Consider the following 12,805-nt stretch of genomic DNA (forward strand, 5'->3'; position numbering starts at 1 on the left):
AGGTGTCCACCCTTCGGGTGGAAGGCCCCACCACCACGTGGAGCTGACGGATAAGCTGGCCGGGGCGCCCGAAGGAGGACACGATGACGACCGCATGGGACGCACTTCCGCCCTGGATGCTGCCGCCCCGGCCGAGTGGGTGGGAGGCCGATGACCTCGACAATGCACCCGACCTCCCCCGACACACCGAGCTGATCGATGGAGCGCTGATCTTCATGATGTCCCCGCAGCGGTCCTGGCACGCCCGCGTCGTCACCCGACTGACGACCGCATTGGACGATCAGGCGCCCGAGGGATTCGTGATCGACCGGGAAATGACGGTCAAACTGAATGAGAAGAACCGGCCCGAGCCTGACGTCCTTGCTGTCACGGTCCCCTACGACCCGGACCGTACGCGCTACCTCCCCGATCAGGTCGCCCTCGCCGTCGAAGTCGTCTCAGACGAGTCCGCCGACCGGGACCGGTCACTGAAGCCGTTCAAGTACGCGCAGGCGGGTATCTCGCACTATTGGCGTATCGAGGAGGAAAACAGCCTCCCCGTGATCCACACGTACGAACTGGACGACACCACCCACGCCTACGTCGCCACCGGTATTTACCGCGAGCGCATCAAGACCGCGGTACCTTTCGGCATCGACATCGACCTCCCCCGTCTCGTCCGCTGAGAACCACTGCGCCCCGCCGGGCGTTGACTGGGAGCCTTTTCAACTTGGGCGTGTTCGGGTGACGTGGTCCAGTCCCGTAACAGGCGAGGCCCTCGGACTGTTGAGCGAGATGTCTGAAGTCTCAACACCACAGTCCGGGGGCCTCGTTGATTCCTTACTGACTTCGGCGCTTCACGGTGATGGTGGGAGGTCGAGGGCGAGCCCGGTCCCGGCGAGGAAGCCGGGGAGGAGGTCGGGGCGGTACTGCAGCCGTTTGAGTCGGTTGCGCACGAGTGTGGCAAGGCGGTCGAGGGCGACGCTGGAGAGGTTGGCGAGGCTGCGTTTGACGTGGGCCCACAGGTACTCGACCGCGTTCAGCTCGGGTGCGTACGCGGGAAGGATGAACACGGTCAGCCAGTCGCGCGCGTCGATCAGGTCGCGCATCGTGTGGGATACGTGGGTGTTCAGCCGGTCCCATACGAGCACGATGGGCGCCTTGACCAGCTGATGCATCCCGTCGATCAGGCGGATGTAGTCGTCCTCGGACAGGCTGCGGCGTTCGCCCTTGCGCCCGGTGTGCAGCCGCAGCCGGTGGCACAGCCGGGTCCGTGAACCGGGACGCATCGCGATCAGCCCGGCGACGGAGACTCTGCCCGAGCGGCGGCCGCTGACCCTCACGACCGGGGTGATGCCCCGCCTGCCCCAGGTGCGGCCCTTCGGCGGCCTGCGGGTGAACCCGGCCTCGTCCTCGAAGCAGATGAAGCCGTCGCAGGCCGCACGGGCGCTTTTACCTCCGCCCAGGTCGCCTCCTTCCACGCGGTGACGGCCTGCTCGTCGCGTTCCGCGGCCCGCCGTGCGGGGACCTGCGGAGTGAACCCGAGGCGGCGCATGAGCCTCGTTGCGCCTGAGACGCTGTAGGAGACGTGGAACTTCCTGCCGATCAGCGTCGCCACCCGCGCACCAGTCCAGACCTGGTCCTGGTCCCAGCCGTGCGCGCTCGGTCCCTCTTGTAGGTAGGAGGCCAGCTTCTGAAGGCAGCCTGCTGAGAGCTTGCACGAGGTTGTCAATTCCTTTGTGTATGTAGAGGTGTGTGGCCTTGCTGGTCGGGCCCCGGGGTTGGCTACTGTCGGTGATCTTGCTGGGGTCAGAGGGGGAGGCGGTCGGGGAAGGCGGGCATGAAGTGGTTCATGGCGCGTTTCCAGCCGAGGGTGCCGGTGCCGCGGACGCGGCCTTTGGGGATGGGGCCGTCGCCGTCGATGTGGCGGCCTTGGATGCGGCGGATGCCGAGGTAGAGGAGTTTGACGGCGGCGTCGTCGCTGGGGAAGTGGCCGCGCGTCTTGGTGATCTTGCGGAGCTGGTAGTTCAGGGATTCGATGGCGTTGGTCGTGTATATGACCCTGCGTATCTCGTGGTCGGAGGCGAGGAAGGGGATGAATTCTTCCCAGGCCCGTTCCCAACTGGCAATCAGGCCAGGGTAGTTCTTGCCGTAGTTTGACCGGAGCTCGTCCAGCGCGGTCAGTGCCTCGGATTCGGTGGCGGCGGTGTAGATCGGTTTGAGGGCGGCGGTCACCTGCTTGCGGTCACCGTGCGACACGTATTTCATCGAGCTGCGGATCAAGTGGGTCACGCAGGTCTGGACCAGGGCTTTCTCCCAGACTGTGGTGATGGCGTCGGGCAGGCCTGCCAGCCCGTCGCAGCACACGATCAGGACGTCGCGCAGGCCGCGGTTCTTCAGCTGGGTGAGCACGTTCAGCCAGAATTTCGAGCCCTCGCTGTCCTGCAGCCAGATGCCCAGTACGTTCTTGATGCCGTCCACGTCGACGCCGATCACCAGGTGGGCGGACTTGTTGGTGACCATGCCGCTGTCGCGGACCTTCACGGTCAGCGCGTCGATGTAGAGGATGGGGTAGACGTCGTCAACAGGGCGGTTCTGCCAGGCAGTTATCTCGTCCGCGACCACATCGGTGATCCTGGATACCAGGGCCGGGGACACCTCGCTGCCGTAGACCTCTTTGAGGTGGGCGGTGATGTCGCGGGTGGTCATGCCACGGGCGTACAGCGACAGCACCATGTCGTCGACCTGGGCCAGACGCCGCCGGCCCTTGGGTACGATCACTGGCTCGAACTCCGACCGGCGGTCCCTGGGCACGTCCACCGTGACCGGGCCGGCCACCGTGGTGAGCGTCTTGGGGTAGGAGCCGTTGCGGGCGTTGCCCGAGCCGCGGCCTGCCGGGTCCCCGGCCTCGTAACCGAGATGGTCGGCCATCTCCACCTGCAAAGCCCGCTCCAGCACCGCCTTCATCATCTGCTGCAGCAGCCCGCCGGCCCCGTCAATACCGACCCCGGCCGCCTCCGCATCAGCCAGGAGCCGGTCGATCGCCGCCGGCGATAAAGCCCCCGCCAGCCGCCTCGACGCCTCCTCACGCGGCTCTGCGGACTCGGCGTGCGGGCTGGACTCGTTCATCAGGTCACTCACTGTGCGTCACATTCCTGGTGTCATCCGGGGCCCGACCAGCACCCAGCAAGATCACCTCTTACACAGAGGAGTAAACAGCCTCGGCTGACCGTCGCGGCACACGACCTCGACACCCGAATGCTCGCGCAGCCACGCTTCCAGCGTGTCGGCCGTGCGGTCAGGCAGCACGTCGATCCGCTCATGGGTCTCGGCGTCGATCACCACGGTGGCATAGCGGTGCCGCCGCCGAAGTGCGAAATCGTCGACGCCGATCACACGGGGCACCCGCCCGGTCGGCAACGGGATGCGCAGCAGGGTGCGCAGGGCCGTGTGACGGGACAGGCCCACCGCGAGTATCGCCAGCAGACGTGATCCCGCCCGGCCCGCTAACTCTTTGACCACGGCCTTGACCTGCCTGGTCAGACGAGCGGTGCGTCGCTGGTATCGCTCCAGCACCCCGTGTCCGCGTACACCCTCATCTCCATAGCGGCGTACACCCTCACGTCCAGAGCTCTCGGCGCGTCGTAGAGACGTTCGAGGCAAGGGGCGATCACCCTTCGGTTCGTCAGCGGCCGAGCAGACGAGTCCGAAGGGTGACCGCTTCTTATGATCCTGGATCCGGAGGAATGGATGGACTTACGTAGGTTCCGTGCCCTGCATCAGGCGGGCGTGAGTATCAGCGCGATAGCCCGGGAGACCGGGCATGACTGGCGGACGGTGAAGAAGTACCTGGCCGCCGAGGGGGCGGTGGTGCCGGCGGCGCCGTCGCGCAAGGGCACCCAGCCCCGCAAGATAGCGAAGCTGGCGCCGGTGGTGGATGCTTGGCTGCGGGTCGACATCAAGTTGAAGGCCGCGGTGATCCACGAGCGGCTGGTCGATCAATACGGCTTCGAGGGGCACTACCAGCGGGTGAAGATGTATGTCGCCGAGGCCAGGCCCCGTATCCGGGTCGAACTCGGTCTGGACGAAGGCCAGTTGTTCGGACTGCACCGCCGGTTCGAGGTCGTGCCCGGGGGCCAGGCCCAGGTCGACTGGGGTGATGAGGGCGGCATCCTCGCGCATGCCGGCATCGCCAAGGTGTACTCGTTTCACATGGTCCTGTCCTATGCGCGGGACCCGTTTTGCTGCTTCACCACGTCGCAGGACCTGGCGACGTTCTTCGACTGCCACCGCCGCGCGTTCGAGCACTTCGGCGGTACTCCGGCCACGGTGGTCTACGACCGGACGAAGACCGTGGTCAAGCGGCATGTTGGGCCGGGCAAGGCGGTGCCGTTGCATCCCGAGGCGGTCGCGTTCGCCTCGTCCTACGGCTTCGACATCGACGTCCTGGCGGCCTATCGGCCCCAGGGGAAGGGACGCGTCGAAAGGCAGGTCGACATTGTCCGTGATCACGTCCTGGCGGGCCGGTCCTTCGGCTCCGTCGCGGAGATGGACGCGGCGTTCATGGCCTGGGCGCCGATCCGACGTCGGCAGGTCCACCGCACCCACAGTGAGGTGATCGGTGAGCGGGCCGTGAAGGACCGGGCCGCTCTGATCCCGCTGCCCGGGCATCCCTACCGGGTGGTCGAGCGGCACCTGCGCAGGGCCGGCAAGGACTGCCTGGTCTCCTTCGAGGGCAGCCTCTACTCGGTGCCCGCCCGCCGTATCCGTCCTGGTCAGCAGGTTGAAGTCCGGGGCGCGCAGGCCGAGATCGCCATCCACCACCTCGATGAGGCCGCGGGCAGCGACAGCCTGCTCGCGCTCCATCAGCGGGCGGACGTGCGGGGCAGCTGGGTGGTCGATGAGGCCCACTGGGATGGCCTCGCGGACGGCCACACCCGCAGCGTCACCACCGCCGACGAGCCCGACCAGCAAGACCGCCCGGACGTCACTAGGTCTGAATCCGGCTCCCTGGACGCCCTGCTGGCCCGCACCGCGGTCGCCCGCATCCCCGTCTCCCGCCGCCCGCTGGCCGACTACGACCTCGCCGCCGGCCTGACGATGCCCGGAGTGAACTGATGAGTGACCTGATCACCGCACGGATCCGCAAGCACGCCGACAAGCTGAACCTGCCCCACCTCGCGGCCAGTCTCGAGCAGCTGGCCGCCCGCGCCGACCTCGACAAGATGGGCTACCTCGACTTCCTCGATCTCGTCCTGGAAGAAGAGACCGGCGTCCGCGACGGACGGCGCTTTCGCACCGCCCTGCGTCTGTCGAAGCTGCCGCACCACAAGACCCTGGATGACTTCGACTTCGCCTTCCAGCCCGACCTCGACGTCCGCAAGGTCAAGGACCTCGCTGCCCTCTCCTTCGTCGAGGCCAAGGCCAACGCGGCCTTCATGGGTCCGCCCGGAGTAGGCAAGACACACCTCGCGGTGGGACTCGCGATAGCGGCCTGCAAGGCCGGCTTCTCCGTCTACTTCACCTCGCTGGACGACATGGTCCGCCAGCTCAAGGAAGCAGAGGCCCAGGGGCGTCTCGCGGCCAAGATGCGTACCTACCTCAAGCCCCACGTCCTGGTGGTCGATGAGGTCGGCTATCTGCCCCTGGACCGGGCCGAGGCGAACCTCGTGTTCCAGCTGGTCTCGAAAAGGTATGAGACCGGCTCGATCTTGCTGACCTCGAACAAATCGTTCAGCGAGTGGGGCCAGGTGTTCGGCGACGAGGTCTTGGCCACCGCCATCCTCGACCGGCTCCTCCACCACTGTGAGGTCATTTCGATCAACGGCCCGAGCTTCAGGCTCAAGAACCGATTCACCACTATCGAAGGAGATGACACCGTGGCATGATCCCGATGCCGACCTCTGGACGTGAGGTCGTACGCGCTTCTGTAGTTGAGGTCGTACGCGGACAAGAGGCGCCGTTGGAGACGCTGATGAGGCCCGACTACCGCTTGGCCGAGCGCAATGCCCGGTCTTACGCAGGCGGCAGGTCTGCATAACGTGGATGCGCGCACGACGCCAACGCCCCGGCCAGCACCGCACAACCTCGTTCGGGAGGACGGCTTGAACGACAGCGACGAGATAGGCGTCTTCCTCGGCCTGGATGTCGGCAAAAGCGCCCACCACGGCCACGGCCTCACCCCGGTCGGCAAGAAGGTCTTCGACAAACAACTGCCCAACACCGAACCGAAGTTGCCAGACGTCTTCGACAGGCTGAAGACCAAGTTCGGCACCGTCCTGGTGATCGTGGACCAGCCGGCCTCCATCGGCGCTCTGCCTCTGTCCGTCGCCCGGGACACCGGCTGCAAGGTCGCCTACCTGCCCGGCCTGGCGATGCGGCGGATCGCCGACCTCTACCCCGGCGAGGCGAAAACCGACGCGAAGGACGCCGCGGTGATCGCGGACGCGGCCCGCACCATGCCCCACACCCTGCGCTCGCTGGAGCTGACCGACGAGATCACCGCCGAGCTGACCGTGCTCGTCGGCTTCGACCAGGACCTGGCGGCCGAGGCCACCCGCACCTCCAACCAGATCCGCGGCCTGCTCACCCAGTTCCACCCGTCGCTGGAACGCGTCCTCGGCCCGCGTCTGGACCACCAGGCCGTCACCTGGCTGCTGGAACGCTACGGATCCCCGGCCGCGCTGCGAAAGGCCGGACGCCGCAGACTGGTCGAGGTGATCCGCCCCAAGGCCCCGCGCATGGCGACACGGCTGATCGACGATGTCTTCGACGCGCTCGACGAACAGACCGTCGTCGTTCCGGGAACCGGCACGCTCGACATCGTGATCCCCTCGCTGGCCCGCTCGCTCGGCGCCGTCCACGAACAACGCCGGGCGACAGAAGCCCAGATCAGCACCCTGCTGGAGGACCACCCTCTTTCGAAGGTCCTGACGTCGCTGCCCGGCGTCGGCGTCAGGACCGCCGCCACGCTGCTGGTCACCGTCGACGACGGCACCAGCTTCCCCACCGCCGCCCACCTCGCCTCCTACGCAGGCCTCGCCCCGACCACGAAGTCATCGGGCACCTCCATCCACGGCGAACACGCACCCAGAGGCGGCAACCGGCAGCTCAAACGCGCAATGTTCCTGTCCGCGTTCGCCGCCCTGCACGACCCCGCCTCCCGCACCTACTACAACCGCTGCCGAGCCCGCGGAAAGACCCACACACAAGCCCTCCTCCGGCTCGCCCGACAACGCATCAATGTGCTGTTCGCAATGCTCCGCGACGGCACCTTCTACGAACCCAGAACCCCACGCCTCGCTTGACCAAAGACATAGAGGCACCCCCCCCGCCATCTCCACCAGATGCTGCAGCAGTGGGCTGCGCCGCCGGTAGCGCGCCGTCAGCCCCTCAACCTGCTCGGCAAACGTCCGCCGACCGCAGTCCGGGGTTCACAGAACGACCGCCGCACCGACAGCCCGATCACCACCGGGCGGCCACCCACAGTGACATCGGCCAACGTACGGTCATAGCGGGCCCTGGCAAGATTTCCGTGACGTTGGGGTGTGCCACCGTGCGCCGGTGACGCTCCGTCACGGATGGCGGCACCGTCAGCGAGTGTGATGACCTCGTACGGATCGTGTCCCCGCACCTGGATGCGGTGCGGGTGGAGCGGGTGTGGGTGGAGAGCGGCGTGGTCCATGTTTCCGCCCGCACTCGCGAGTTGCCGGTTGCGTGCCCGGACTGCGGCAGAAGCTCGGCGCGGGTGCACAGCCGCTACGTCCGCACGCTGGCTGATCTCGCGGTCGGTGGCCCGGCCGGTGTTGATCGGCCTGTCGGTGCGGCGGTTGTTTTGTGACAGCCCGCGCTGCGGGCGGCGGACGTTCGCCGAGCAGCTCGATGAACTGACGGTGCGCTACCAGCGCCGCACGCCGTTGCTGCAGCATCTGGTGGAAATGGCCGCGATATTGCTCGCCGGCCGCGGTGGCACGCGATTGCTGCAGATCCTGAACGTGCCGCTGTCGCGGACCAGCGTGCTGTTCCACCTGATGCGCATGCCGCTGCCGAAGTCGTCCACGCCCCGGGTGCTGGGTGTGGACGACTTCGCGTTGTACGCCGACGTCTATGGCACCCTGCTGGTGGATGCCGACACCCGGCTCCCGCTCACGCTCTGGGCGGGCCGGGACGCCGAGCAGTTGGCCCGGTGGCTGCGCGACCATCCCGGCGTCCAGGTCGCCGCGACGGCTCACTGGTCTACCGGCAGGCCATCGCCGACGGCGCCCCGATCGACACACCCCGCGAGCGGCCGCCCTCACCACGAGAAGTTGCCCGCTGGATCACCGCCGCACCAGCCCGGCGCGGCCTGCACGACACCGAGCGGCTGCAACGAATCCGCGCCGCCTGCCCGGAGCTGGACCGCACCCATGACCTGGTCCGCGAGTTCGCTGCCATGCTCGATGCCCGCGACGCCACTCCGCTGCCGGACTGGCTTGAGAAACTCACAACCTCGCGCCTTCCGGCCCTGGCCAGCCTGGCCACGGCGATCCGCGAGGACCAGCCCGCGGTCGTGCAGGGCATCACCACCCCGTTCAACTCCGGCGTCAACGAAGGCCGCATCACGGATCTGAAACTCCAGAAAAGGATCATGGCGGGCCGCGCAGGCATCCCGCTTCTCCGCCACCGCGTCATCCTCATGGCCCACCTCAGACGCCGCCATCCGTGACGGAGCGTCACTGGCGCACGGTGGCACACCCCGACGTCACGGAAATCTTGCCAGGGCCAGCAAAGCGGCTGTGCACCCGCGCGAACCGCGACCGCAGTCCGGACGCCACCGTCAACTCGCGGGTGCAGGCCGCGATGCGGACCACTCCGCCCGCCACCCACACTCGTTCCACCCGCACCGCATCGAGGTGCGGAGATATGATTCGTACGAGGTCATCACACTCGCTGACAGTGCCGCCATCCGTGACGAAGCGTCACCGGCGCCACGGCGGCACACCCCAGCTTCACGGAAATCTTGCCAGGGCCGCATTCGCTTGTACGCCGACACCCTCGCTGGACGCGTCCTCGGACCCCGCCTGGACCACCCAGCGGTGACCTGGCTGCTGGAACACTACGGATCCCCGGGCGCCTTGCGGAAAGCCGGACGTCGCAGACTCGTCGAAGTGATCCGGCCGAAGGCCCCGTGCATGGCCACCCGGCTGATCGACGACGTCTTCGACGCCCCAGGTCACCGGCTGACCCACGACCGCCTGACACCGGCCGGTGAACGGGAGAAACACGCCCAGACCCACCCTCCCCCACTAGCCACCCCAATAGAGTGACAGCGCCGTTCGGCGAACCCGCTGACCCGGCGCTCCCGGATCAGTGTGTTCATGAGGGCTGCCTCTCCCTGGACAGGGAGAACGGGCCCGGATAGGGCAACCGCAGAGTTGCCCGCCACCGGCCGGAGCGGGAGGCCTCCCTCCTACTTCGCGTCAGAAGTAACAATGCCGCAGGTGAAGCTCGCCGCAGCATTGGGATCTCCACTGCCGATGTAACGCGGCCAGGCGGGATATTCGCACAGTGGTCGTGTGCGGCCTTGGCCAGCAGCGTGCACATCAGTGACCACCGGATGCGTGGGGGCTTTACCGTGCTCGTTCCACTCCTCCAGGGCGGTCACCGAGTCCCAACTCGGTGCGAATGCCGGCTGGAGGCTGCCATGGTTGGCACCGGGAATGAGGTAGAGCCGTGCGAACCGCTCGGCCGCTGCCCGGCCCATCGTTTTCACTACGCGTTCAAAGTACTCGGCGGTGGATCGGTGGCTGACCAGTTCATCCGCGGTGCCATGCAGGATCAGAAGCCTGCCGCCGCCTTTGGCAAAGGCGCGCAGGTCCGGGTTGTTGGCGTCCTGGAGAGCCGAGAGCTCGCTGATGCGCTGCAGCCACTGCCCGGGGCGGAGAGGATCGAGGTCGAGTGAGTTGAACCTGGGTGGACCCTCCCCCTGAGTGGTGGACACCTTCGATCAGCCCCGGTGAGGGGCTGGCAGGAGGATCACTTATGGTGAGGTCAAGCGGCTCTGCCACGTGCTGGACGTCGTCCGCTCCAGCTACTACAAGTGGCGCTCTTCGCGTGAGGCCCGTGCCCAGCGCGAGCGGGACGACCAGGTCCTGGCCGACAGGATCCGGGCCGTGCACACGGACTCGGACGGCGCCTACGGCGCCCCACGCATCACCGCCGAGCTCCGCGACACCCACGGCATGCACATCAACGAGAAGAGGGTCGCCCGCGTCATGCGCAAGTTCCGCATCACCGGCTTCCACCTGCGCAAGCGCATACGCACCACCATCCCCGAGCCGTCGCAGACGCCGGTGCCGGACCTGTTCAAGAGGGACTTCACCGCTGCCGCGCCGAACCTGAAGTACATGGGCGACATAACGTATCTCCCCGTCGGAGACGGCGAGCACCTCTATCTCGCTACGGTCCTGGACTGCTCCTCACGCCGGGTGGCGGCCTGGTCGATCGCCGATCACATGCGCACCGACCTCGTTGCCGACGCGCTGAAGATGGCCGCCGCCACCCGTGGCAGCCTCGACGGCGCCATCTTCCACAGCGATCACGGGGCGCAGTACGGATCCCGTGAATTCGCCGGCCTCTGCCGGGAGTTGGGAGTCACCCAGTCCATGGGTGCCGTCGGGACGAGTGCGGACAACGCCGCCTGCGAGTCCTTCCACGCGTCTCTGAAACGGGAGATCCTCAAGGGAGCACGGCGCTTCGACGGGGCCGGCGCCCGCCGGCGTACCGTCTTCCGCTGGCTGACGCGGTACAACACCTGGCGCCGCCACTCGGCGAACGGACAGCTCAGCCCCGTCGCCTACGAACAGATGTCAGCTACCCTGACACTCGCCGCATAACAAACAAACAGGTGTCCACCCTTCGGGTGGAAGGCCCTTCTTTGACGGGGCGTTCCTGACCGGGTGGCTTGCGGCGGGCGGTGAGCATGCCGGAGCCGGCATAGCCCAGATCCCCCATGCTCTCCCGGTCGGCGAAGGCTTTGGGGAAGTGGGACTGGCGCCAGGCGTACATGTCGTGCCGACTGCCGGGTACCGGCACGGAGACGGCGAGCAGGTCCCCTCTGAGAGTGGCGGCGACCTGCAGGTTGAAGCCTGTGTCACGATGCTTGCCGGAAAACATCGTGGTGCCCTCGCTCGCCCAGTCCCACGTGGTGACCAGGGTCCCGTCGGCCAGGACGATCCTGCCGTGTGAGGCGTCGGCGGGGTCGGGCACATGCTCGGCCAGGGCCGTCCCCACCACCGGGAGCAGCGTGGTCCACCGGCGCGAGACGGTGGCCTGGGAGATGTGGAACAGTTCCGCCGCCGCTTGCTGGACGGGGTTCTGCCGCAGCAGGAACAACACCAGGACCACGGACTTGTACAGGCCCAGCGCCCACATCCGTCCCGGCACCACGGGCGGATCGGGGTCCTCCACCAGCATCGTGTGGACCCGGACCACCAAGGCCTCCAGTTGATCCGCTTCCAGCCCTGTCGTAACGTTCCAGCTCAACGGCCCTACCCCGGTGGAAAACTGACGTCGTCGCAAACGCCAGGCTACCGAGCAGGGCCGCCTTGCCGATCAAGAAACCAAGCCCGTGAATAACCCTCCGGGCCTTCTTCTCGGTCGGATACGCCATCACCGAGCCGGTCCGCCGAGCTGTCCGGGCCATGCCCGACCGCCTCTGGTATCCCGCCCTGGACCAGGACGGCACCCTGCGTGATGGCGCCGAGGTCGCCGAACTGACCGGCATGGTCGATCTGGACGGCTACCCGGTCGGCACCCGCATCATCGTGCGCCGCGAGCGGCCGCACCCCGGAGCCCAACTGTCCCTGTTCGACCAGGACGAGGGCCTGCGTCACCAGGTATTCCTCACCGACACCCCTTACTCCAGTGGTGGCTCCGCCCAGTTCCTGGAGGTCCGCCACCGCGGGCATGCCACCGTCGAGGACCACATCCGGTGCGGCAAGACCACCGGCTTCGGCCGCTTCCCCTCCCGCCACTTCGGCGTCAACACCGTCTGGCTCGAACTCAGCCTCACGGCGATCGACCTGCTAGCCTGGGCCCGCGTCCTGCTGCTGGACGGTGAACTGGCCGCCGCCGAGCCGAAGAAGCTCCGCTACCGGTTGCTGCATGTCGCCGCACGCCTCACCCGCGGCGGCCGCCGCCTGCGCTTGCGAATATCGGCGACCTGGCCCTGGAGACATGAACTGACCACGGCCTTCCATCGCCTCGCCGCACTGCCCCGTCCCGGCAGCTGACCAGCGAACCCTGACCCACCACGACTCGAAGGACCTTGGAGAAGCCGACCACCGCGCCGGGACTCCGCCATGCCCGAGCACCGAGATCGCGTCAGCCACCCAACCATGGCCCCTCAGCGACGCCTCATCGCCTCAACCGAAACGGCGAGGCTAATGCGGTCTGTCAAGCCGCGCGCGCACCGGGCGGGGCGAGCTCGTAGCACCTCCCATCGCGTAGGAGTGCCCAGAGGACGTTGACACGGCGGCGGGCAAGGGCGAGGACGGCCTGGGTGTGGCGCCGGTCGACGCCCATGTCCACCGGCGCATAGCCGAGGTAGTAGGCGATCTCGTCGGGTCTGCTGATGCTCCGGCGAGGCGTCCATAGGGACTCACCCTTTTCGACTCCTCGCACGGCTGATCGTTGTTGCCGGAGAACGGGATGGCGTCCTGCGACGTGGTGTAGGCGATCGAGGTGTGGGTGTGCGCGGGTGTCTGCCCGGGGCGCACGCCTGATGGGGGTGGCCGCTCCCTGACCAAGGGGTGGGCCACCGTGCAACTCTCCCTGCTAAAACGCC

At 67.3% G+C, this 12,805-nt stretch carries 12 protein-coding genes and 4 pseudogenes; 8 read left to right on the forward strand and 8 right to left on the reverse strand.

Annotation, left to right across the window (positions count from 1 at the left end):
- Positions 1-83 precede the first annotated feature (83 nt).
- Entirely contained in the window at positions 84-665 is a 582-nt protein-coding gene (locus ABIE67_RS02090) for a Uma2 family endonuclease (RefSeq protein ID WP_370252411.1), read from the forward strand.
- Between the two features lie 171 nt (positions 666-836).
- Here the strand turns inward: ABIE67_RS02090 and ABIE67_RS02095 are convergent, their stop codons facing one another.
- From ABIE67_RS02095 to ABIE67_RS02110, 4 genes and pseudogenes are all read right to left on the reverse strand, one after another.
- Positions 837-1,403, reverse strand: a complete 567-nt coding sequence (locus tag ABIE67_RS02095; protein ID WP_370268074.1) for a transposase — start codon at positions 1,401-1,403, stop codon at positions 837-839.
- A complete protein-coding gene (locus tag ABIE67_RS02100) occupies positions 1,319-1,597 on the reverse strand; it encodes a winged helix-turn-helix domain-containing protein (protein WP_370268077.1) in 279 nt (92 codons plus the stop codon). Before ABIE67_RS02100 ends, ABIE67_RS02095 begins: the two co-directional genes overlap by 85 nt.
- Positions 1,598-1,788: 191 nt before the next feature.
- Positions 1,789-3,108: an IS256 family transposase gene (locus ABIE67_RS02105; protein ID WP_370252416.1), complete on the reverse strand. Its 1,320-nt coding sequence runs from the start codon at positions 3,106-3,108 to the stop codon at positions 1,789-1,791.
- 99 nt (positions 3,109-3,207) lie between these two features.
- Positions 3,208-3,561, reverse strand: a pseudogene (locus ABIE67_RS02110) (transposase); the annotation flags it as partial.
- Between the two features lie 168 nt (positions 3,562-3,729).
- Between ABIE67_RS02110 and istA the strand changes: the two are divergent.
- The 3 genes from istA to ABIE67_RS02125 all read left to right on the forward strand — a co-directional run bounded on the left by istA (position 3,730) and on the right by ABIE67_RS02125 (position 7,286).
- The gene (istA, locus tag ABIE67_RS02115) at positions 3,730-5,097 is read left to right on the forward strand and encodes an IS21 family transposase (RefSeq protein WP_370252421.1); all 1,368 of its coding nucleotides are present in this window, start codon (positions 3,730-3,732) and stop codon (positions 5,095-5,097) included.
- Positions 5,097-5,867, forward strand: a complete 771-nt coding sequence (gene istB / locus ABIE67_RS02120) for an IS21-like element helper ATPase IstB (protein WP_370252131.1) — start codon at positions 5,097-5,099, stop codon at positions 5,865-5,867. The genes istA and istB overlap by 1 nt, the downstream gene beginning before the upstream one ends.
- A gap of 216 nt (positions 5,868-6,083) precedes the next feature.
- Positions 6,084-7,286: an IS110 family transposase gene (locus tag ABIE67_RS02125; RefSeq protein WP_370252425.1), complete on the forward strand. Its 1,203-nt coding sequence runs from the start codon at positions 6,084-6,086 to the stop codon at positions 7,284-7,286.
- A 590-nt stretch (positions 7,287-7,876) separates the two neighbouring features.
- Here the strand turns inward: ABIE67_RS02125 and ABIE67_RS02130 are convergent.
- Complete coding sequence (locus ABIE67_RS02130; RefSeq protein WP_370252430.1) at positions 7,877-8,038, reverse strand: hypothetical protein; 162 nt, start codon at positions 8,036-8,038, stop codon at positions 7,877-7,879.
- A 126-nt stretch (positions 8,039-8,164) separates the two neighbouring features.
- Between ABIE67_RS02130 and ABIE67_RS02135 the strand changes: the two genes are divergently transcribed.
- A complete protein-coding gene (locus ABIE67_RS02135) occupies positions 8,165-8,683 on the forward strand; it encodes a transposase (RefSeq protein WP_370252435.1) in 519 nt (172 codons plus the stop codon).
- A 337-nt stretch (positions 8,684-9,020) separates the two neighbouring features.
- Positions 9,021-9,185 (forward strand): annotated as a pseudogene (locus tag ABIE67_RS02140) (IS110 family transposase); the annotation flags it as partial.
- 242 nt (positions 9,186-9,427) lie between these two features.
- On the opposite strand, the gene ABIE67_RS02145 reads toward ABIE67_RS02140, so the two are convergent.
- Entirely contained in the window at positions 9,428-9,958 is a 531-nt protein-coding gene (locus ABIE67_RS02145) for a tannase/feruloyl esterase family alpha/beta hydrolase (protein WP_370252440.1), read from the reverse strand.
- 49 nt (positions 9,959-10,007) lie between these two features.
- On the opposite strand from ABIE67_RS02145, the pseudogene ABIE67_RS02150 reads away from it, so the two are divergent.
- Positions 10,008-10,853: pseudogene (locus ABIE67_RS02150) on the forward strand (IS3 family transposase); the annotation flags it as partial.
- Here the strand turns inward: ABIE67_RS02150 and ABIE67_RS02155 are convergent.
- Positions 10,831-11,502, reverse strand: coding sequence for a transposase family protein (locus ABIE67_RS02155; protein WP_370252444.1), 672 nt, complete (start codon positions 11,500-11,502; stop codon positions 10,831-10,833). The pseudogene ABIE67_RS02150 and the gene ABIE67_RS02155 overlap by 23 nt on opposite strands.
- Before the next feature lie 107 nt (positions 11,503-11,609).
- Here ABIE67_RS02155 and ABIE67_RS02160 point away from each other — a divergent pair.
- Positions 11,610-12,251 (forward strand): annotated as a pseudogene (locus tag ABIE67_RS02160) (transposase); the annotation flags it as partial.
- Positions 12,252-12,414: 163 nt separating this feature from the next.
- Here the strand turns inward: ABIE67_RS02160 and ABIE67_RS02165 are convergent.
- A complete protein-coding gene (locus ABIE67_RS02165; RefSeq protein ID WP_370269654.1) occupies positions 12,415-12,642 on the reverse strand; it encodes a hypothetical protein in 228 nt (75 codons plus the stop codon).
- Positions 12,643-12,805 lie beyond the last annotated feature (163 nt).

The sequence above is a fragment of the Streptomyces sp. V4I8 genome (genome assembly GCF_041261225.1).
GTDB lineage: Bacteria > Actinomycetota > Actinomycetes > Streptomycetales > Streptomycetaceae > Streptomyces.

Excerpts from the sequence above, each read along its gene's own strand:
- ABIE67_RS02090 (WP_370252411.1), top strand. The coding sequence starts at position 84 with ATGACGACCGCATGGGACGCACTTCCGCCCTGGATGCTGCCGCCCCGG.
- istB (WP_370252131.1), top strand. The coding sequence starts at position 5,097 with ATGAGTGACCTGATCACCGCACGGATCCGCAAGCACGCCGACAAGCTG.
- ABIE67_RS02105 (WP_370252416.1), bottom strand. The coding sequence starts at position 3,108 with ATGAACGAGTCCAGCCCGCACGCCGAGTCCGCAGAGCCGCGTGAGGAG.
- istA (WP_370252421.1), top strand. The coding sequence starts at position 3,730 with ATGGACTTACGTAGGTTCCGTGCCCTGCATCAGGCGGGCGTGAGTATC.